This is a genomic window from Uliginosibacterium sediminicola, assembly GCF_039631295.1.
GTDB classification, from domain to species: Bacteria; Pseudomonadota; Gammaproteobacteria; order Burkholderiales; family Rhodocyclaceae; genus Viridibacterium; species Viridibacterium sediminicola.
This window is the reverse complement of record NZ_JBDIVE010000002.1, coordinates 400,082-419,397: the sequence shown is the minus strand read 5'-3', so window position 1 is coordinate 419,397 and position 19,316 is coordinate 400,082. Positions and strand designations below refer to the sequence as shown.

The 19,316-nt window shown below is 61.7% G+C and carries 17 protein-coding genes; 12 read left to right on the top strand and 5 right to left on the bottom strand.

The genetic code is table 11. The features are described 5' to 3' along the window. Window positions 1-74: 74 nt before the first annotated feature. Window positions 75-1,508, bottom strand: coding sequence for a pectate lyase family protein (locus tag ABDB84_RS05800; protein WP_345918750.1), 1,434 nt, complete (start codon window positions 1,506-1,508; stop codon window positions 75-77). Here ABDB84_RS05800 and ABDB84_RS05795 point away from each other — a divergent pair. The 5 genes from ABDB84_RS05795 (at window position 1,492) to pnp (ending at window position 6,268) form a co-directional block, all read left to right on the top strand. Continuing rightward, the gene (locus ABDB84_RS05795; protein ID WP_345918749.1) at window positions 1,492-1,758 is read left to right on the top strand and encodes a hypothetical protein; all 267 of its coding nucleotides are present in this window, start codon (window positions 1,492-1,494) and stop codon (window positions 1,756-1,758) included. The genes ABDB84_RS05800 and ABDB84_RS05795 overlap by 17 nt on opposite strands. Window positions 1,759-2,287: 529 nt before the next feature. After that, the gene (locus ABDB84_RS05790) at window positions 2,288-3,031 is read left to right on the top strand and encodes an S-methyl-5'-thioinosine phosphorylase (protein ID WP_345918748.1); all 744 of its coding nucleotides are present in this window, start codon (window positions 2,288-2,290) and stop codon (window positions 3,029-3,031) included. After that, window positions 3,028-3,561, top strand: a complete 534-nt coding sequence (gene def, locus ABDB84_RS05785) for a peptide deformylase (RefSeq protein WP_345918747.1) — start codon at window positions 3,028-3,030, stop codon at window positions 3,559-3,561. The genes ABDB84_RS05790 and def overlap by 4 nt, the downstream gene beginning before the upstream one ends. A 101-nt stretch (window positions 3,562-3,662) precedes the next feature. Further along, window positions 3,663-3,932 carry a 30S ribosomal protein S15 gene (gene rpsO, locus ABDB84_RS05780; protein ID WP_345918746.1) on the top strand — a complete coding sequence of 90 codons (270 nt, stop codon included), beginning with the start codon at window positions 3,663-3,665 and terminating at the stop codon, window positions 3,930-3,932. A 233-nt stretch (window positions 3,933-4,165) separates the two neighbouring features. Then, window positions 4,166-6,268, top strand: a complete 2,103-nt coding sequence (gene pnp, locus ABDB84_RS05775; protein WP_345918745.1) for a polyribonucleotide nucleotidyltransferase — start codon at window positions 4,166-4,168, stop codon at window positions 6,266-6,268. A 63-nt stretch (window positions 6,269-6,331) separates the two neighbouring features. Here pnp and ABDB84_RS05770 read toward each other — a convergent pair whose 3' ends face one another. The 3 genes from ABDB84_RS05770 to ABDB84_RS05760 form a co-directional block, all read right to left on the bottom strand. Further along, a complete protein-coding gene (locus ABDB84_RS05770) occupies window positions 6,332-6,685 on the bottom strand; it encodes a hypothetical protein (RefSeq protein WP_345918744.1) in 354 nt (117 codons plus the stop codon). Between the two features lie 188 nt (window positions 6,686-6,873). Beyond that, window positions 6,874-8,517 (bottom strand): electron transfer flavoprotein-ubiquinone oxidoreductase, encoded by a 1,644-nt coding sequence (locus tag ABDB84_RS05765; RefSeq protein WP_345918743.1) that lies wholly within the window; start codon window positions 8,515-8,517, stop codon window positions 6,874-6,876. Window positions 8,518-8,549: 32 nt separating this feature from the next. Further along, window positions 8,550-9,155 carry an arylesterase gene (locus ABDB84_RS05760; RefSeq protein ID WP_345918742.1) on the bottom strand — a complete coding sequence of 202 codons (606 nt, stop codon included), beginning with the start codon at window positions 9,153-9,155 and terminating at the stop codon, window positions 8,550-8,552. Here ABDB84_RS05760 and ABDB84_RS05755 point away from each other — a divergent pair. The 5 genes from ABDB84_RS05755 to ABDB84_RS05735 all read left to right on the top strand — a co-directional run bounded on the left by ABDB84_RS05755 (window position 9,154) and on the right by ABDB84_RS05735 (window position 14,242). After that, window positions 9,154-9,873 carry an ABC transporter ATP-binding protein gene (locus tag ABDB84_RS05755; RefSeq protein ID WP_345918741.1) on the top strand — a complete coding sequence of 240 codons (720 nt, stop codon included), beginning with the start codon at window positions 9,154-9,156 and terminating at the stop codon, window positions 9,871-9,873. The two genes, ABDB84_RS05760 and ABDB84_RS05755, sit on opposite strands and share 2 nt — an antisense overlap. Before the next feature lie 52 nt (window positions 9,874-9,925). Further along, window positions 9,926-11,716 carry a M61 family metallopeptidase gene (locus tag ABDB84_RS05750; protein WP_345918740.1) on the top strand — a complete coding sequence of 597 codons (1,791 nt, stop codon included), beginning with the start codon at window positions 9,926-9,928 and terminating at the stop codon, window positions 11,714-11,716. Window positions 11,717-11,830: 114 nt separating this feature from the next. Continuing rightward, a complete protein-coding gene (locus ABDB84_RS05745; protein ID WP_345918739.1) occupies window positions 11,831-12,346 on the top strand; it encodes a glycoside hydrolase family 108 protein in 516 nt (171 codons plus the stop codon). Beyond that, entirely contained in the window at window positions 12,343-12,801 is a 459-nt protein-coding gene (locus ABDB84_RS05740; protein WP_345918738.1) for a 3TM-type holin, read from the top strand. Before ABDB84_RS05745 ends, ABDB84_RS05740 begins: the two co-directional genes overlap by 4 nt. Window positions 12,802-13,123: 322 nt before the next feature. Then, on the top strand, window positions 13,124-14,242 hold the full coding sequence (locus tag ABDB84_RS05735; RefSeq protein ID WP_345918737.1) for an ROK family protein: 1,119 nt from the start codon (window positions 13,124-13,126) through the stop codon (window positions 14,240-14,242). Between the two features lie 24 nt (window positions 14,243-14,266). Here ABDB84_RS05735 and ABDB84_RS05730 read toward each other — a convergent pair whose 3' ends face one another. Further along, on the bottom strand, window positions 14,267-15,022 hold the full coding sequence (locus tag ABDB84_RS05730) for a spermine/spermidine synthase domain-containing protein (protein ID WP_345918736.1): 756 nt from the start codon (window positions 15,020-15,022) through the stop codon (window positions 14,267-14,269). Window positions 15,023-15,405: 383 nt separating this feature from the next. On the opposite strand from ABDB84_RS05730, the gene ABDB84_RS05725 reads away from it, so the two are divergent. Both ABDB84_RS05725 and ABDB84_RS05720 read left to right on the top strand, forming a co-directional pair. Beyond that, window positions 15,406-17,955 (top strand): hypothetical protein, encoded by a 2,550-nt coding sequence (locus ABDB84_RS05725; RefSeq protein ID WP_345918735.1) that lies wholly within the window; start codon window positions 15,406-15,408, stop codon window positions 17,953-17,955. Window positions 17,956-18,202: 247 nt separating this feature from the next. Further along, window positions 18,203-19,276, top strand: coding sequence for a LacI family DNA-binding transcriptional regulator (locus ABDB84_RS05720; protein WP_345918734.1), 1,074 nt, complete (start codon window positions 18,203-18,205; stop codon window positions 19,274-19,276). Window positions 19,277-19,316: the final 40 nt, after the last annotated feature.

Sequence of the window (19,316 nt, the reverse complement as noted above, 5' to 3'; positions counted from 1 at the left end):
CATGCGGCTCCTGCCGGGCAACAAAAAAAGCAGGCCCGAAGGCCTGCTTTGATGTCGTGCGTAGAAGTGATGAATTACTTCAGTTTGCCCGCTCCCGCGTTGGCTTGCACCGATGTCTTGGCGTTCGCTGCGGTCAGCAGGGTGTAGCTGTACGGCGGGGTCCAGACGTTTGCGCCGGTGGGGACTGCGTAGCCGCACTGGCCGTCCCATGCCACGGGCGTGGTGTTGGGGACGTTGTTCACCTTCTTGTTCGACAGCATCAGGTGGCCGGATGAGCGGAAGCCCAGCGGCTTGGTGCCGTTGCCGCCATCAATGCCCTTCTTGCAGAAGCTGCTTTCAGCCAGCTCGGTGATCTCGAAGAACATGTTTTCCAACAGCATGTTCGATTGGTAGCGCGGGTCGACGCCGCTGCCAAACTTGAGGTCCGCTGAAACACTGCTGTCGGTCAGGCCATAGATGTAGTTGTTGAACATGTGTACCTGGCCGAAACGGTTCAGCGGCAGGCGCGATTCGAGCCGGTCATAGAAGTTGTTGGACAGGGTGACGTGCAAGCGTCCTTCATCGCTCCAGGCGCGACCCGAGTCGCCGTTGCCGATCAGCGTGGTCTTGTGGTGCTTGAAGAAGTAGCTGTTGGTCACCGTCGTGTAGTCGGTGCCGCGCACGATGTCCAGCAGGCCGTCGTGGCGGGTGTCGCCTGCCAGCGAGTCGGGCGTATCGCCATCGCCCATCGAGATGTGGTCGATGTAGATGTTCTGCGCGCGCGATAGGGTCATGCCGTCAGCGTAGGCATTGGCCGAGTCTTCAGGATTGACGTCCCAGGGCGCATCGATCTGCAGGTTGCGGATGATGATGTTGCGCGTCCAGGTCGGGTAGTCCTCGCTGTCCTTGCCTGCCGCAATCCAGGCTTTGTAGCCGGTCTCGGCATCCGCCGCGCCATTGGCCAGTTCGCCACCGATGAGGATCGAGGTGCCGGTGATGCGCGCCGTACGACCTTGCGCATCATTGATGCCGACCAGAGTGGTGTTGGACGGGATCATGATCGAGCCGCCGTACTTCTGGTCGAGGTAGCTGGTGTATTCCTTGAATACCGTGTTGTTGCTGCTCCAGCGCAGATCGATGTGGCCGACGATGCGCACGATCTTCGGGTCCAGACCGGCATCGGCGAGCGCAGATACCAGCTGCTGTCCGTTGAACACCGTGTAGACGCGGCTGGCGGTCGCGGCGGAACCGCCGGTGACGGTGACCTTGCCCTTGCGCGACCAGGTGTGCCAGCCATTGGCGGGCGCCACTTCACGTTCAAACGTGAGCTTGCCGCCGGTGGGGTCGGACGTGGCAAATTGCCAGGTTGGCAGGACCGGAGCGGCCTTGTAATTGGAAGGATTGTGCAGGCCGTCAATGGTCACCGGAGCCGAGTAGGTGCGCACGCCATAGGTGCCGGCGGCGGTCACGTTTTGCAACGGGGTGCTGGCGCCAGTCAGGGTGCGGGCATCGATGGTGCCGCTGGCCACACTGCTGCTGCCCGCGCTGGACGCAACGCTGCTGCTAGAGGCTGTTGAGGACTTTGAAGAGCTGCTCGATGCGGCGCTGCTGGCAGCTACGCTAGAGCTGCTGGATTTGCTGCTGGAGGACGAGGCGACGCTGCTGCTCGAAGAAGCGCTGCTGGCGGCGGCCGGATTGTACGAGCACCAGGTTGAATTGCTCGGCGCGCCGGGGAAGTTGGCAAGCGTGCAGGCAAAGCTGCCGGTGAAGGTTTTGTAGGCAAAGGTCCCCGATTTACCGATGGCCGCCTCATGCGTGCCCGTCATCGTGCAGGTGCTGCCCAGCTGGGCGCACTTGGTCCAGCCCGAAGGTGCGTCTGCAGCGAAAGCGCTGGCACTGCCTAGCGCCATGGCTGCAACGATTATTGTGTTGCGAAGCATGGTGTCTCCTTGCTTGTGTTATTGGTTTGATGTGGCAGCGCGGCGGCTGCCGTATGGACGAGCGTGACGCCTCTGCGGGCGATTGGATGCGCTTGCGGCCGACGCGATACTACAACGACGGCGTTTTTTGCACGCGTAGAAATTTACATTTGCAGCGATTTATTCACACTTAAAATATTGATTTTTAGCTGATTGGCGTGCTTCGTGTATTTGATTTGCATGGTGCGCCGCCGCATTGTTCGGCACATTTCAGAGGTGTCTGAGGTCTGCACTGTGTTATAGCGCTGGTGCGATGCGGCAAAGCGGGGTCAGTGGCGCGATCTCGCATGCGTGCTAAGATCGATGCACGTTTTTAATGCCGTCTTCACATGCTTGCAATCATTGGTGGTAGTGGTCTGAGCCAGCTCTCGAGTCTGGATATCGAACGTCGCGAGGTCGTGCGCACGCCGTACGGCGATCCTTCCGGCGCCTTGCTGTTTGGCCGGATCGGCAACGAGCCCATGGTGTTTCTGGCGCGCCACGGTTATGGGCACACCATTCCGCCGCACAAGGTCAATTACCGCGCCAATATCTGGGCGCTCAAGCAGGTCGGGGCGGAAGGTATCGTTTCGGTTGCCTCGGTGGGCGGCATTCGTGCCGATCTGGTGCCGGGCGCGCTGGTCGTGCCGGACCAGATCATCGATTACACCTGGGGTCGCGCGGCGACCTATTTTGACGGCCATGACTCCAAGGTCGTGCACGTCGATTTCACCGATCCCTATAGCGCGCCCTTGCGTCAGCGCATTCTGGCGGCGGCGCAACGCGCTGGCGAAGCGGTCTTTGATGGCGCCGTGTATGCCGCCACACAAGGTCCGCGCCTGGAGACGGCGGCTGAAATCAATCGTCTGGAGCGTGATGGTGTCGATATTGTCGGCATGACAGGCATGCCCGAGGCGGTGCTGGCGCGTGAGCTGGATCTGCCTTACGCAGCGATTGCGGTGGTCGCCAATTATGCGGCCGGGCGTGGCGCCAGCCTGCACGGCATTGCCATGCACGATATTGAAGACACACTGCATCAGGCCATGGGCCGCGTGCGCGCCGTGTTGCAGAACATTCCGGCGGAGGCTGTGTGATTCGCCAAGTGCTGCGCATGGGCGACCCACGCCTCTTGCAACGTGCCGAAGAAGTGCGCGAATTCGATACGCCCGCCCTGCATGCGCTGGTCGATGACATGTTCGACACCATGCGTCACGAGCATGGCGTGGGTTTGGCTGCGCCGCAGATCGGTGTCGGCCTGCGCCTGGTGATCTTTGGCTTCAGCAGCAATGCGCGCTACCCGCAAGCGCCCGAAGTGCCGGAGACGGTGTTGCTCAATCCTGTGCTCGAACCCTTGTCGGATGAGCTGGAAGAGGGCTGGGAAGGCTGCCTCTCGGTGCCCGGCATGCGTGGCCTGGTGCCGCGTTATCGTGCTTTGCGCTACAGCGGTTTCGACCTGCAGGGGCGGCCCATTGTGCGCGAGGCCAGCGGCTTTCATGCGCGTGTGGTTCAGCATGAGTGTGATCATCTGGACGGCATCCTCTATCCGCGCCGCATCCGTGATCTGACCCAGTTCGGTTTCACCGATGTGCTGTTTCCCGAGCTGGCTGGGCAGCCCGACGACTGAATCGCCGTTTCTGCAAGCCTGCTGAATACTCGGGCTTGCATCCAGTCGCGATGACGTATTACAATCGCGGACTTACCAAAGTGAGACCACGAGTAGAGATTATGGCAATCACCGCTGCAGACAAGGCGAAGATCGTTGGCGAGTTCCAACAAGCCCAGGGCGACACCGGTTCCCCCGAAGTGCAAGTTGCACTGCTGACGGCCCGCATCAATGGCCTGACCGATCATTTCAAGGCCAATACCAAGGACCACCACTCCCGTCGTGGTCTGCTCAAGATGGTGAGCCAGCGCCGCAAGCTGCTGGACTACCTCAAGGGCAAGCAATACGACCGTTACCGCAGCCTCATCGAGCGTCTGGGCCTGCGCAAGTAATGTTCGTTGCCTGTTGTGAAGCCCTGGCTGCTCGCGTAGCAGGGCCTCACTCCATCAGGCAGGCCAAGCCGGCGTCGGCCCGTGTGGGTACGCCGGCTTTTTGCATTTGCGGATTCCGCCGGCCTGCCTCGGCAACCCTCCCTGCTTCGCACAGCCCCCAGCTCGTTTTTGCAGTCCCTGCGCCTGCCGCATGTGTGGCCCGCGCACGTCTGAACTGAACGAAAGGATTTGTAATGCCTACAGCTATCAAGAAAAGCTTCCAGTACGGTCAGCATACCGTCACCTTTGAAACCGGCGAGATCGCTCGCCAGGCGCACGGTGCTGTGATCGTCAGCATTGACGACACCGTTGTGCTGGCCACTGTTGTGGGCGCCAAGGATGCCAAGCCCGGTCAGGATTTCTTCCCGCTGACCGTCGATTACATGGAGAAGTTCTACGCAGCCGGCCGCATCCCCGGTGGCTTCTTCAAGCGTGAAGGCCGTCCGACCGAGAAGGAAACGCTGACCTCGCGCCTGATCGACCGCCCGATCCGCCCGCTGTTCCCGGATGGCTTCTATAACGAAGTGCAAGTCGTGGCGACCGTGCTGTCGCAAAACCCGGAAGTCGATGGCGACATCCCCGCCATGCTCGCCACCTCGGCCGCGCTGGCGATCTCCGGCATCCCGTTCAATGGCCCGATCGGCGCTGCGCGCATCGGCTACATCGACGGTCAATACATCCTCAACCCGACGACCACCCAGCTGCAAAGCAGCCAGATGGATCTGGTGGTGGCCGGTACCGAAGTGGGCGTGCTGATGGTGGAATCCGAAGCCCAGCAACTGCCGGAAGACGTGATGCTCGGCGCTGTCGTGTTCGGTCATCAACAAATGCAGCTGGCCATCCAGGCGATCAACGAGCTGGTCGAGATCGCCGGCAAGCCGGAATGGGACTGGAGCGCACCGGCCAAGGACGAAGCCTTCGTGGCCCGCGTCAAGGAAGTTGCCCAGGCTGATCTGGAAGCCGCTTTCGGCACCACCAGCAAGTCCGAGCGCAGCGGCCTGCTGAAGGACGCGACCAAGAAGGCGATTGCCACGCTGGTCACTGGCGAAGAAGGTGCGCCGAAGGATAACGACGTCAAGAACGTGCTGTTTGAACTCGAATCGGCCATCGTGCGCAGCCGCATCCTCAATGGTGAGCCGCGCATCGACGGTCGCGACACGCGTACCGTGCGCCCGATCGACATCCGTACCGGCGTGCTGCCGCGTACCCACGGTTCGGCGCTGTTCACGCGTGGCGAAACGCAGGCGCTGGTGGTGGCGACGCTGGGTACCGGTCGTGACGAGCAGATCATCGACGCGATCACGGGTGAGTACAAAGAGCGCTACATGCTGCACTACAACTTCCCCCCGTACTCGACCGGTGAAACCGGCCGTGTCGGTTCGCCCAAGCGCCGCGAAATCGGCCACGGTCGTCTGGCCAAGCGCGCCCTGGCTGCCGTGCTGCCGGACGCCAAGGAATTTGGCTACACCATTCGCGTGGTGTCGGAAATCATGGAATCGAACGGTTCCAGCTCGATGGCCTCGGTCTGCGGCGGCTCGCTGGCCCTGCAAGACGCCGGTGTGCCGATCAAGGCGCCGGTGGCCGGTATCGCCATGGGTCTGATCAAGGACGGCGGCCGTTTCGCCGTGCTGACCGACATCCTCGGTGATGAAGATCACCTCGGCGACATGGACTTCAAGGTGGCTGGTACCGCGACCGGCGTGACCGCGCTGCAGATGGACCTGAAGATCGACTCGATCAGCCCGGCCATCATGCACAAGGCACTGGAGCAAGCCAAGGAAGGTCGTCTGCACATCCTCGGTCTGATGCAACAAGCCCAGGAAGCTCCGGCTGAACTGTCGGCCTATGCCCCGCGCATGACCAGCTTCAAGATCAATCCGGAAAAGATCCGTGACGTGATCGGCAAGGGCGGCGCGGTGATCCGTGCGCTGACCGAAGAGACCGGCTGCGTCATCGACATCCAGGACGACGGCACGGTGACGATCTCCTCGACCGACCAATCCAAGTCGGACGAAGCTCGCCGCCGCATCGACGCGATCACTGCTGAAGTCGAAATCGGCAAGGTCTACGAAGGCCCGGTGGTGCGCATCCTCGACTTCGGCGCCATCGTGAACATCATGCCGGGTCGTGACGGTCTGCTGCACGTCTCGCAGATCGCCAAGGAACGCGTCAACGCCGTGTCCGACTACCTCAAGGAAGGTCAGGTCGTGCGCGTCAAGGTGCTGGAGACCGACGAGCGTGGCAAGATCAAGCTGTCGATGAAGGCTCTGCTGGACGAATCCGCCGCAGCGCAGTAAGTCGCCGGGCTGGATGTAAAAAGAGGACGCTGCGGCGTCCTCTTTTTTTGTCGTTCGGACGTACTAGCGTGCGTTGGCTCGCATGCGCAGGGCGGGCTCAGCCAGATTCGGCATGCGCACCGCCGGCTTGCCCCAGCCCAGTTGTTCCAGCGCAGCGCTGAGCAGCGCATTGGCTTGCTGGCGGCTGAGCGTATCAGGCATGCTGAAGGCATCGGCTGCGAGCAGCTCGCGGCTGGCACTCAGCTGATCGAGTTGTCGTGCGTACTGATAGAGCCCGCAGCCGTGCTTGTCGGTGCCGAGCATCGCTTGCTGCGTGTTGCTGCCGAAACACTGCACCCAGAATGACCAGCGCGGGAACTTGCCGTCACGGCAATGGCTGGTTACTTCGATGAAGAATCTCGCGTCTTTCCGATCCATGCTTGTTTCAGCTCCCTGAGGCTTGGCTTGCGCCAGACAGAGCAAGCCTGCGGCGCCTTGGGCGCGCGCGGTCCTTATGGATGCTTGCATCGAACAGGGGAAAAGAGCAGTCAGGGAATCGCCTGTTCCGCGATGAATTTCACGGATTTGATGAACTTGGGGCCTTGCTCACGGCGTCCGCCCGCTTCTCACATCTCGCTGTAGATCGGTCCTTCGCCGCCTTGCGGGCTGACCCAGGTGATGTTCTGCGTCGGGTCCTTGATGTCGCAGCTTTTGCAATGCACGCAGTTTTGCGCATTGATCTGCAGGCGCGGCGCCGTCGGCTGACCGTCGCGCACGATTTCATAGACGCCGGCCGGGCAATAGCGTTGCTCGGGCGCATCGAACTGTTCGTAGTTGATGCCGATCGGCACGGCGGGATTGCGCAGCTGCAGGTGGCAGGGCTGGTCTTCCTCGTGATGGGTATTGGAGAGAAAGACTGAAGACAGGCGATCAAAGCTGAGAACGCCGTCCGGCTTGGGGTAGTCGATTGGCTTGCTCTGCGCTGCCGGCTTGAGCTGGCTGTGATCGGCGTGGTTGTGCAGGGTCCAGGGCGCTTTGCCGCCGAACAGTTTTTGTTCGATGCCGAAGGCGAGTGTGCCGCACACCAGGCCCTTGCTCATCCAGGGTTTGAAATTCCGCGTGCTGCGCAGCTCTGCATGCAGCCAGCTGTTGCGGAAGGCTGCGGGGTAGGCGCTTAGTTCGTCCTGTCGGCGATCTGCGCCGATGGCTGCAAAAGCCGCCTCCGCCGCGAGCATGCCGGATTTGATCGCGGTGTGCGTGCCCTTGATGCGCGCAGCATGCAGGAAGCCGGCATCGTCGCCGATCAGTGCGCCGCCCGGAAAAGTCAGCTTGGGCAGCGATTGCAGGCCGCCAGCGGCGAGGGCGCGCGCACCGTATGCCAGACGCTTGCCGCCTTGAAGATGAGGGCGGATCACCGGATGCGTTTTGTAGCGCTGGAATTCCTCGAAGGCCGAGAGGTGCGGATTGCTGTAGCCGAGGCCAAGCACGAAGCCCACCGCCACGCGGTTTTCACCGTAGTGATAGAGGAAGCTGCCGCCATAGGTGTCGTTGCTCAGTGGCCAGCCTGCGGTGTGCATCACCAGGCCGGGCTGGTGCTGGGCGGCGGGGACTTCCCACAATTCCTTGATGCCCAGTCCGTAGGTTTGCGGATCGACGCCCGCGCGCAGATTGAAATGCGCTTCCAGCTGCTTGCCCAGCTGGCCACGGCAGCCCTCGGCAAACAAGGTGTAGCGCGCCAGCAGCGCCATGCCACGCTGGAAGTTGGGGCCTTCGCTGCCATCGTGCAGACGACCCATGTCGCCGGTGGCTACGCCGATGACGCGATCATCCTCATCGTAGAGCACTTCGCTGCCGGCAAAGCCGGGGTAGATCTCCACGCCCAGCGCTTCCGCTTGCTCGCCCAGCCAGCGGACCAGCTGGCCCAGGCTGCCGATGTAGTTGCCGTGATTGCGCAGCGCTGGCAGCAAGGCGAAATCCGGCACGCGGAAGCTGCCTTCGCGGCTGAGGAACATGAAGCGATCTTCCGTCACCGGGGTCGTCAGCGGCGCACCCTGCGCCTGCCAGTCGGGCAGCAATTCGCTCAGCCCCTTGGGGTCGATGACGGCGCCGGAGAGAATGTGCGCGCCCAGCTCGCTGCCTTTTTCAATCAGACATACGCTGATTTCGCGTGCTGCTGCGGCCGCCAGCTGTTTGAGACGGATCGCCGCAGCCAGCCCGGAAGGGCCACCGCCGACGATCAGCACATCAAACTCCATCGATTCGCGTTCCATGCTCTTCCCGGTCATTGTTCAGAGGCGCGATTTTACTTCTTCAGCAGCGGTTTCAACTGTGGCCATACGTTATCGAGCAATAGCTTTTGCGCTGCGGCAACCGGATGCAGGCCGTCGGCCTGGATCAGCTCGCGACGCGTGGCGACACCTTCGAGAAAGAAGGGCAGCAGTGCCGTTTTGTGTGTTTTGGCGACGTCCTCGAAGGTGCTGCGGAACTTTTCCGTGTAGGCCTGGCCCATGCTGGGTGGCATGCGCATGCCCAGCAGTAGGACTTTGGCGCCGGCTTTCTGTGCGCTGCTGACCATGGCATCGAGATTGGCGCGCATGGCACTGATCGGCAGACCGCGCAGGCCATCGTTGGCGCCCAGTTCGAGGATCAGGATTTGCGGTTGCGTGCGTTTGAGTGCCTCATCGAGGCGAGCGCGGCCACCGGCGGTGGTTTCGCCACTGATGCTGGCGTTGTGCACGGGGTAGCGGTAGCCTTCTTCACGGAGGCGTTGTTCAAGCAGTTTGGGCCAGGCACTTTGTGCATCGATGCCGTAGCCGGCAGAGAGGCTGTCGCCGAACACCAGAATGCCTTCGGCATGGCAGATCGAGGCGAGCAGTAAAAACGGGATCAGGAGCAGTGTGCGAAGCATGATCATCAATGAGGACAAGGGTTTGAGCGATAAAGTGGTGTTGCAGGCGCGAGCCTTGAACAAAAGTGTGGCGCTTGCATCGGGCGGACAGCTCGACATTCTGCAGGACATTTCCTTTGCCGTCGCCAGTGGCGAAACCCTCGCCATCGTCGGTGCTTCGGGCTCCGGCAAATCCAGCCTGCTGGCGCTGCTTGCCGGATTGGATCGGCCCAGCAGCGGTTCGGTTCAATTACTCGGGCAGGACATTTTCGCGCTCGATGAGGACCAGCGCGCACGTGCACGCGGCGCCAGTCTTGGCTTCGTGTTCCAGTCTTTCCAGCTGCTGCCAGCGCTCACCGCTGAGGAAAACGTCATGATGCCGCTGGAGCTGGCAGGGCGGGCCGGTGCGCGCGAGACTGCGCAGCGCTGGCTGCAGCGCGTGGGTCTGGGCGCGCGGCTCGGTCACTACCCCAAGCATCTCTCCGGCGGCGAGCAGCAGCGCGTGGCACTGGCACGTGCCTTCGCCGCAGAGCCGGCGATTTTGCTGGCCGACGAGCCGACCGGCAATCTCGACGCGGCGACCGGGCGACAGATCATCGAAATGATTTTCGAACTCAATCGCGAGAGCGGCACCACCTTGCTGCTGGTGACCCACGACGAACAGCTCGCAAAGGCTTGCCAGCGCGTGATACGTTTGCAGCAGGGGCGCATCGTCGAGGATTTCGCGCGCGCCGCCTGATCCGCGCTGTGCCAGCCAGCGTCTCACCTTTTTTACTGATGGGCAGTTCTGCATGAAGCCAGCACCTTTGCGTTACACCGTCGAAATCGCCAACGCCGCCGCACATCTGTTCCGCGTCACGCTGCAGATTCCGCAGCCTGATGCAGGCGGCATGCAGCTCAGCCTGCCGGCCTGGATTCCCGGCAGCTACATGATCCGCGAATTCGCCAAGAACATCGTCAGCCTCAGCGCACAGCAGGGCAAGCAGCGCGTGGCGCTGGACAAGCTCGACAAGCACAGCTGGCAGACCGGCAAGCTGGCGGCCAATATGCCGCTCGAAGTGGTGGCCGAAATCTACGCCTGGGATCTCTCGGTGCGCTGCGCACATCTGGATCAGAGCCACGGCTTTTTCAACGGGACGCAGTTGTTCCTCCGCGTGGCCGGGCGTGAGCAGTTGCCGCACGAGCTGGAGATTCGCCGCCCGGCGGGTGAGACGTTCGTCGACTGGAAGGTTGCGACGAGCTTGAGTCCGGCACGCGGTGTCGCGGGCGCCGCCAAACTCGGCGGTTTCGGTGTTTATCGTGCCGCCGATTACGATGAGCTGGTCGATCACCCGGTTGAGCTGGGCACTTTCAAGCTGCTCAAATTCACTGCAGGTGGCGTGCCGCATCAGGTCGCCGTCACCGGCCGCACGCGCTTTGACGAGAAGCGCCTGGTCAATGATTTGCAGCGGATATGCCAATGGCAGATCGATCTGTTCGGTGGCAAGGCGCCGTTCCAGCGCTTTCTGTTTCTGGTGATGGCGGTCGGCGAGGGCTATGGCGGGCTGGAGCACCGTGCCTCGACCGCGCTGCTGTGCTCGCGCAATGATCTGCCGGTGCCCGGCACCACCAGCATCGACGAGCGCTACCGCGGCTTTCTCGGACTGTGCAGCCACGAGTATTTTCACGCCTGGAATGTCAAGCGCATCAAGCCGGCAGCCTTTCTGCCCTACGACTTTACAAGCGAGAATTACACACGCCTGTTGTGGGTGTTTGAGGGCTTTACCTCGTACTACGACGACATCGCCCTGGTGCGCAGTGGCAGCATCTCGCAGGCCGATTACCTCGCCATCCTCGCCAAGACGATCGCCGGCGTCGAGCGCCAGAGCGGGCGTTTGAAGCAAAGCGTGGCCGAGTCCTCCTTCGATACCTGGATCAAGTATTACCGCCAGGACGAGAACAGCCCGAATGCCATCGTCAGCTATTACACCAAGGGCTCGCTGATCGCCGCCGGCCTCGATCTGCAGATCCGCGCCGCCACGCATGGCAAGCGCTCGCTTGACGATGTGATGCGCCATCTGTGGCAGGTGTGCTTCCAGGCCGGCCGTGGCGTTGCCGAGGGCGAAATGCCGGCGCTGATCAAGGCCGCTACGGGCGTCGATGTGTCGCGCGAAATTGCGGCCTGGGCCGAGGGCTTTGCTGACGTCCCCTTCGACAAGCTGCTCAAGCCCTTCGGCATCAGCCTGGAGCGCAAACGCGGCAACCTGCTGTCCGGCCTCGGGCTGCGCACGCGGGCCGAGGGCGCCGCGCTGAAGATCAGCCATGTGCTCGATGGTGGCAGCGCACAGGCGGCAGGTCTGTCGGCGGGCGATGAGCTGATCGCCCTCGAAGGTTTGCGCGTCAGCGCCAGCAATCTGGAGAGCTTGCTGCTGCGCTACAGCGAGGGCGATCTGCTCGCGCTGAGCTATTTCCGGCGCGACGAGCTGATGGCTACCCAGCTGCGCTTTGTTGCCCCGCGCATGGACGAGTGCGCGCTGGTGCGCAATGCCAAGAGCAGCGCTACCGCAAATCGTCTGCGTGACGACTGGCTGGGGCAAGAATAGGCGCCGCGCCTCTCGGTTGCGCTTGCCCGTAAGGACGCTCGCGCCAGATCATTTGCCTGTCTATGCTTGCCGGGGCTTCGTGCTGACTGGCCGGCCAAGACAGGGAGGTGCTGCATGGCGGACTTCAATCCCGCTTTTGACATCATGATCAGGAACGAGGGGGGCTACCAGCTCACTAATGTGGCCGGCGACCGTGGCGGCCAGACCTATGCCGGCATCGCCCGCAACATGCACCCCGAGTGGCCGGGCTGGCGCATCATTGATCGTGGTGACATGGGCAATCTCGAACTCTCGCAGTTGGTGCGCGACTTCTACAAGGCCAACTACTGGGACCGCGTGAGCGGCGACGGCATCAGTCGCCAGGCCATCGCCGAGAGCATCTTCGACTTTGCGGTGAATGCCGGCCCGGCGGTAGCCGCCAAGCTCGCTCAGCTGGTGGTCGGCGCGGTGCCGGATGGGCGCATCGGCCCCAAGACGCTCGACGCACTCAACGCGCTGGAAGAAGGCGTGTTCGTGCTCAAGTACGCCATCGCCAAGGTCGCACGCTATGCCGAAATCTGTAACAAGGATCGTAGCCAGAGCAAGTTCCTGCTGGGCTGGATCAATCGGACCATGAAGGGGCTGGCATGAGCTTCAATCTGCTGGGAATTGGCGAGATCGTGACAGGCGTGGGCAAGGTCGCAGACGATTTGTTCACCTCGGACGAAGAACGCCTGAAAATTGCACAACAGGAAAAGCAGATCGAGGCGGATCTGGTCAAAGGGCAACTGGATGTCAACAAGGCCGAGGCCTCTCACCCCAGCCTTTTCGTTGCCGGCTGGCGGCCCGCCATCGGCTGGATTGGCGCGGCGGCGATGGCCTACCAGTTCCTGCTCTATCCGCTGCTGATCTGGGGCTGGGCCTTGTTTCAGGCCAAAGGCTGGGTGCCGTCCGACCTGCAGCCACCGCCAGTGCTGGATGCGCAGGAGTTGTGGGTGATTCTCACCGGCATGCTGGGGATTGCCGGTTTGCGCAGCTTTGACAAGCTGCAAGGCACGCAGACCCAGCGCATGGCCGGCAAGGCAAGTCAGGCCGAGCCTGGCTGAGCGCGGTGACACACCGCGCGGCGCACCAAGTGGTTGGAATGCCAGCGTTGTTTTAGCTCTGGCCACCAGCGCTCGCTGGTGGCCATTTGTTTGCCATCAAGGTCTTTTCCGCCAAACGGACGCTTACTGGTGTTGCGGCGCGTTACAATTTGCCTACATTCACTTAACGTCTTGATGCAGCAATCTTTTGTTGCGCGCGTTGGGTGCCATAAGAATTCCGTCTGCATGCCCTCTAGGGTTTGGCAAGACGTGTTGAGATGACGAGGGCGAGGAGTCCATGGCCATTACAGGCGACCAAAGTTTTTTGAAGCATATCAACCGCATGGCATTGATCCGACTGATTCGCGGGCGGCCGGGCTGGTCGCGTGCCGATCTGGCGGAATGCACCGGGCTGACGAAGTCTACGGTCAGCCAGCTGGTGCAAGAGCTGATCGATGAAGGCTGGCTGGCCGAGGACGATGCGCTCGTCACCGGCAGCATCGGCCGCCGTCCGACGCCGCTGCGTCTGGACGACAAGCGCCTGGCGATGATTGGTGTCGATCTCACGCTGGGCTCGATTCAGGTGGTGGCGACGGCGCTGACCGGCGAGGTGATCGCCAGCAGTGAGCAGAAGCTGGCGAGCAGCGCGGTGGCCGATGTCATTGCAGCGGTTGCGCAGTGTGCGGCTGGCGTGATCGCCGAGGTCAGTGCAGGACAGGGGCGGCGCGTGCTGGGCCTGGGCATCGGTGTGCCGGGACCGGTGCACGAGGGAAGTGGCGTGCTGCACTATGCCGCGAATCTCGATTGGCATAACGTGCCGGTGCGCAGTTTGCTGCAGCACGCGCTGGGCGAGCTGGGCTGGCCGGAGCTGCCTGTTTTCCTGCAGCGGCGAGCAGCTTCGGCGGCCTTGGGTGAAGTGGAGTTCGCGACCACCACGGTCGATGAGCCGCTGCTATTCATCCACCTGGGCAAGACCATTGGCGCCGGGGTGTTCGTCGGCGGGCGTCTGCTCAGTGGCCACGGCGGTTTTGCCGGCGATGTCGGCCATTTGCAGCTGGTGTCGGATGGTCCGCAGTGCATATGCGGACGTCGTGGCTGTGCCGATACGCTGACCAGTCTGTCCGCCATGTCCGCACGGCTTGGCGTGAGCGACGAGCAGTTCGTCGAACGCGTGCTGGCCGGTGACGAAGCTGCTTGTGCGGTAGCACGTGAGGGGGGCACCTATCTGGCGAGTCTGATCCACCAGCTGTGGCTGACCTTCGATCCGGCGCAGATCGTGCTGGGCGGGATTGCCAGTCGCCTGGGCAGTGACTATGTCGGCCTTGCCCTGCAAGTTTTGCAGGAGCGCACCGCCAATAGTCGTCTGCAGCCACCACCGGTCAGCGTGGCGCGTTTCGGCACACGCGCAGTGGCCATTGGTGCGACGGCCCTGGTCTTCAATCAGCTGGTCAGGCCGGTTTGATTGGTCGACTTGCCCTGCGGAGCCTCAGAGCCGCAAGCGTCCCTCGCTGAGCAGGCTCGATTGCTGCAGGCGCTTGAGCGTGGCGCGCAGATCGAGGCCGGTTTCGCTGCGTAGCGCGAGCACGCGCGCTTGCAGACTGGCGGCATCGATATCGATGGCTTCGCCGCGCGCGGCAAAAGCGACGACATTGCCGCTCTCACAGGACGGAAAAGCCAGGCTGCGCTGATCGAAGGCTTCGCTGATGCGCTGCAAGCTGGGGCCGTAACGGCGTGAGCGACCAAACAGATTGACACTCAGCAGGCCGGATTCGGTCAGGCGCGCGTGGCAAGCCTGGTAGAAGGGCAGGGTGTCGAGTGCGCCGACGCGGGCGTTCTCGTCATAGCCATCGACCAGGATGTAGTCGTAGAGCGGGCCTTTCTTGCAAATGAAATCTGCGCCGTCGTCGATCTTGATCGACAGCCGTGCGTCTTCTTCAGGCAGCTTGAAGAACTGGCGCGCGGCAGCCACTACGCCGGGGTTGATCTCCACCACCTGCTGGGTCGATTGCGGCAGCTTCCAGTAGCAGAACTTGCTCAGCGAGGCGGCACCAAGGCCGATCAGCAGGATGCGGCGCGGCCAGCGTGCGCTGTCACGGAGCAGCAGGCCTGCCATCATCTCGCGCGTATAGGCGAGCTCCAGATCAATCGGGCGGCGGATGCGCATGGCGCCCTGTACCCATTCTGAACCGAAATGCAGGTAGCGGACGCCTGCTTCCTCGCTGATGTCGATCGAACTGCTCATGCCGTTGTGTCCAAGTTATGGCGCGCGCTGCTTGCGGGCCTGGTCGGCGATTGTACGTGGCCGGGCGGGTGACGACAGAGCATGCGGGGCATAGGCGCTGATTTTGTCGCCGCCACTGCCGTTTCTACCTATTGCGCTGTTGCCGATAATATCTATGCTCCCGCGATCAGCCGCACGGTTTTGCTTCGTCAGGACCGACATTGCTTGCTGAGCAGAGAAAGAAGTCTGATGCGGGTTAGTTTTGTTAGATTTTGTTTGCACTGACTGCATCGTTACCGGTAACATTCTTCGCACAGCGCTGCCCGAAAACAGAAGTTTCGAAGGAGGCAGCGCGCCTGGGTGATGCGTTTTTTTGCATCGCGGGTAAAAACGAGGAGTGAGACATGAGAATAGGGACTTCAGTCCGCAGCATTGTGCTGTCGGCCTTTTTGCTGCCCATGCTCGCCGCCTGCGGCGGGAATGGGTCAGATTCATCAAGCGGCACCACGTCGGCCAGCAGTAGCAGTGCGACAAGCAGTGCAGCCAGCTCCAGCAGTTCGAGCAGCTCAAGTGCGACGGCCAGCGTCTGCCCGACGACCGGGCTTTATTTCTGTGACGACTTCCAGGCCGGCAATTCCGACAAATGGGACCTGACCCCGGGCACCGGCTCTTTCGCTGTGGTCGATGACCCCGGTGTGAGCGGCAACAAGGTGCTGCAATACACCGCAGGCTCGACCAATGGCAACGTGATCGCCCTGCTCAAGGACAGCGAATGGACCAAGGTCACCAACAAGGCTGATTACTACGTTGAAGCCCGCATCAAGCCGCAAATCAACTCGACGACCGGCAACAAGCAACTGTTCCTGATCGGTCGTTATCAGGATGCCACCAACTGGTATCTGGGCGGCCTCAATGTGCAGAACTCGACCGGCAGCACCCAGGTCGAAGCCGGCTATATGAAGGCAGGCACGATCTCGCGTACGGTGCAGGCCAAGCGCGCCATCATCATGGGCAACCAGGGCAGCAACGATGGCCAGTGGTACACCGTGCGTTACGAGATGATCGGCAGCACAGGCGTGGTTTATCTGGACGGTGAGAAGATCGGTACGGTGACGGATTCGGCCTTTGCCAGCGGCAAGATCGGTCTGTTTACCGCCAATAAGTCCTTCCTCATCGACGACATCAAGGTGGGTGACCCCTCGGTCAAGCCGGTGCAGCTGACCCTGTCTCCCTCTACCCTGACCTATTCGGCAGAGGCGGGCGATGCGGCCTATGCGGTGACTATCACGGCGACCAAGAACGACGGCGTGACGGCAGACACCTTTACGGCCGTGTCGAGTGACAAGAACGTGGTGAGCGTGAGCACGACGGGTAATGTCGTGACCATTACGCCGGTTGGTGCAGGGACGGCCAATATCGTCTTCACCAGCGGTTCGGATGCCACCGTGACGCGTACGATTGTCGCTACCATCGCGGCGCAGTTCGTGCAGCCAACGGCCACCTACACGCTGACCGGTAAGACTTCGCCTGTGGTGGGTGAGACGGCTGCGTACATCGACGGCAAGCTGACGCTTACCTTTGACGCGACGCCGGTACTGGGGAGCTCGGGTTCGATCCGCATCTTCAAGACCAGCGACAACTCTCTGGTTGATGTCATCAAGACATCGGGCAATACCGACAGCATCGGTCTCAACATGGCCAGCCAGACGCGTGGGGTTGCCACCAATCCGATCAAGATCTCCGGCAACACGGTCACGATCACGCCGCACAACAATGTTCTGGCTTATGGCACGAACTACTATGTGGCGATCGCCAATGGCGTGCTGACCGGCAAGATCGGTGGGACTGACTTTGTTGGTCTGGGCAAGACCGCAAACTGGAACTTCACTACCAAGGCGGCGCCTTCAACCAGTTTGACGGCTGTCACGGTCGATGACGATGGCACGGCGGACTTCCGCAGCGTGCAAGGTGCGCTCAACTACGCCATGAAGAATGTGGCGCAGACAACGGCCTTCACGGTCAACGTCAAGAACGGAACCTACGAGGAGCTCATGTTCCTGCGCAACAAGGACAATCTGACGATCAAGGGTGAGAGCCGTACCGGTGTGGTGATTCAGTACGACAACTACGAAACCCTTAACTCGGGCAGTGGCGCCAGCGCCTCCGGAACTTCGACTTCGGGTGGTGGACGTGCCGTGTTCCTGGTTGAAGGCAGCGATTTGCTGACCCTCGACACGCTGACGCTGAAGAACACGCATATTCGTTCCACGGTGTATTCGAACCAGGCCGAGACGATCTACTTCAACAACGACGCAGGTCGCCTGATCGCCAAGAATGCCGAGTTCTACAGCGAGCAGGACACTCTGCAACTGCGCGGCTACACCTGGTTCTACAACACGCTGGTTGCCGGCAACGTTGACTACATCTGGGGCCAGAACCGTGTTGCCCTGTTCGAGAACAGCGAAATCCGTACCCTTGGCGATTCGCAGAGCGGGACCACGCCGTCCGGTGGCTACATCCTGCAATCGCGTACGACCTCGGCAAGCGACAAGGGCTTCGTGTTCCTCAACAGCTCGCTGACCTATGGCGTAGGCCCTGGCGGCAATACGGTGGCGGTGGGAACGGCAGCGTCCACTTACCTGGCGCGTGCTGCGGCAGGCACTTGGGTGGATAACATCCTGTTCATCAGCTGCAAGATGGATACGCATATCACCGCACTGGGCTGGGCTGCCAATATTTCCGGCAATCCTGCGCCGAATCCTTCAACCGCAACGGCAAGCAGCGGCTGGCGTGAATACAAGAGCACCGATATGGCGGGCAATCTGCTCGATGTCAGCGGGCGCTCCAGCAATAGCCGTCAGATGACAGATGCTGAAATCACGGCCAGCTACGCCAACCGTGCAGCCATCTTCTCCGCCTTCAATAGCGGTGCAGGCTGGTCGCCGGTGCCCTGATCCGGGGACGAGTCTGATCGCGCCCGGAGCCATGTTCCGGGTCATTTTGAAAGGGTGGCGCAAGCCACCCTTTTTTTTACACAAACTATTGTCAAAGCTACGCATGAGTGGGCGTCATGCCCTGCTTGTCGTGGCAACATTGCACCTATAGAAAAATCAAATTCAAATGCAATGTCATCGGTAACATCTCGCCTGCGTCACCCGCTTTGCACGCGTGGCGTATCGGCCAAAACGAAGCGGGGATGAGTTGGACAGGAAAAAGACACAGGGCCAGCGGGTGACGCTGGCGGACGTCGCCAAGATGGCGGGCGTCTCCAAGCAGACGGCTTCACGGGTCGTCAATGACAGTGCACAGGTGACGGAAGAGACGCGCGCGCGCGTGCTCAAGTGCATTGAGGTGCTGGGCTTTCGTCCCAGTGCGCTGGCGCGCCAGCTCAACAGCGGCCGTAGCTATACGCTGGGCGTGGTGGCCAATGCCGAGATCGGCTATCTCACCAATGGCGCCGCCTATGTCGGCATGGTGCGCCAGGCCGACCAGCTTGGCTACGCCTTGCTGAGCAAGGAAATGCGCGAGTTCTCGCGTTCCAGCGTGGACATCATGCTTAACCATCTGATCGAGCGGCATGTGGATGGCATCATCTGGGCGGGGCCGGAGATCGGCGACAGCCATGCCTGGATGAATGATTACCCGATTGACGATCTGCCCATGCCCATCGTGGTGATCAATGCGCATCCGCGTGCCGGTGTGGACACCGTGGGGTTCGACAACTTTCTCGCCGGCAAGAATGCCACGCGGCATTTGCTCAGTTTGCAGCGGCGCCATATCGGCCACATCAGCGGGCCGATGCAGCGCTGGGTCAGCCAGCAGCGCTGGGCGGGCTGGCGGGCCGCGCTGGAAGAGGCCGGGCTGGCCGAGGAACAGTCCTGCTATGTCGAGGGTGACTGGGAAGTGACTTCGGGCGGGCCTTCGCTGCGTCGCCTGCTGGATGTTTGTCCGCAGCTTGACGCGGTGTTCGTCGGCAGCGACCGCATGGCCCTGGGCGTCTTGCACGAAGCCCACCGCATGGGTTTGCGGGTGCCGGAGGATATTGCCGTGATGGGCATCGACAACGATCCGCAGAGTGCTTACTTCATGCCGCCGCTGACCACCATGCACCAGAATACCGTGCTGATGGCTGAAGTGGCGCTGCGCCTGCTGGTGCGCCGGATCAGCGAGCGCCGCGACGAGCCTTATCCGGCCGCCTGCGCCGAGGCCGAGGCGACGGTCCTCACCCACGAGCTCATCGCACGCGAAAGCACGCTCGGCAAAAGCACCGCTTGACGGCTGCGTCTCGCTACAATGGTGGCCCGTCCTGATCGAT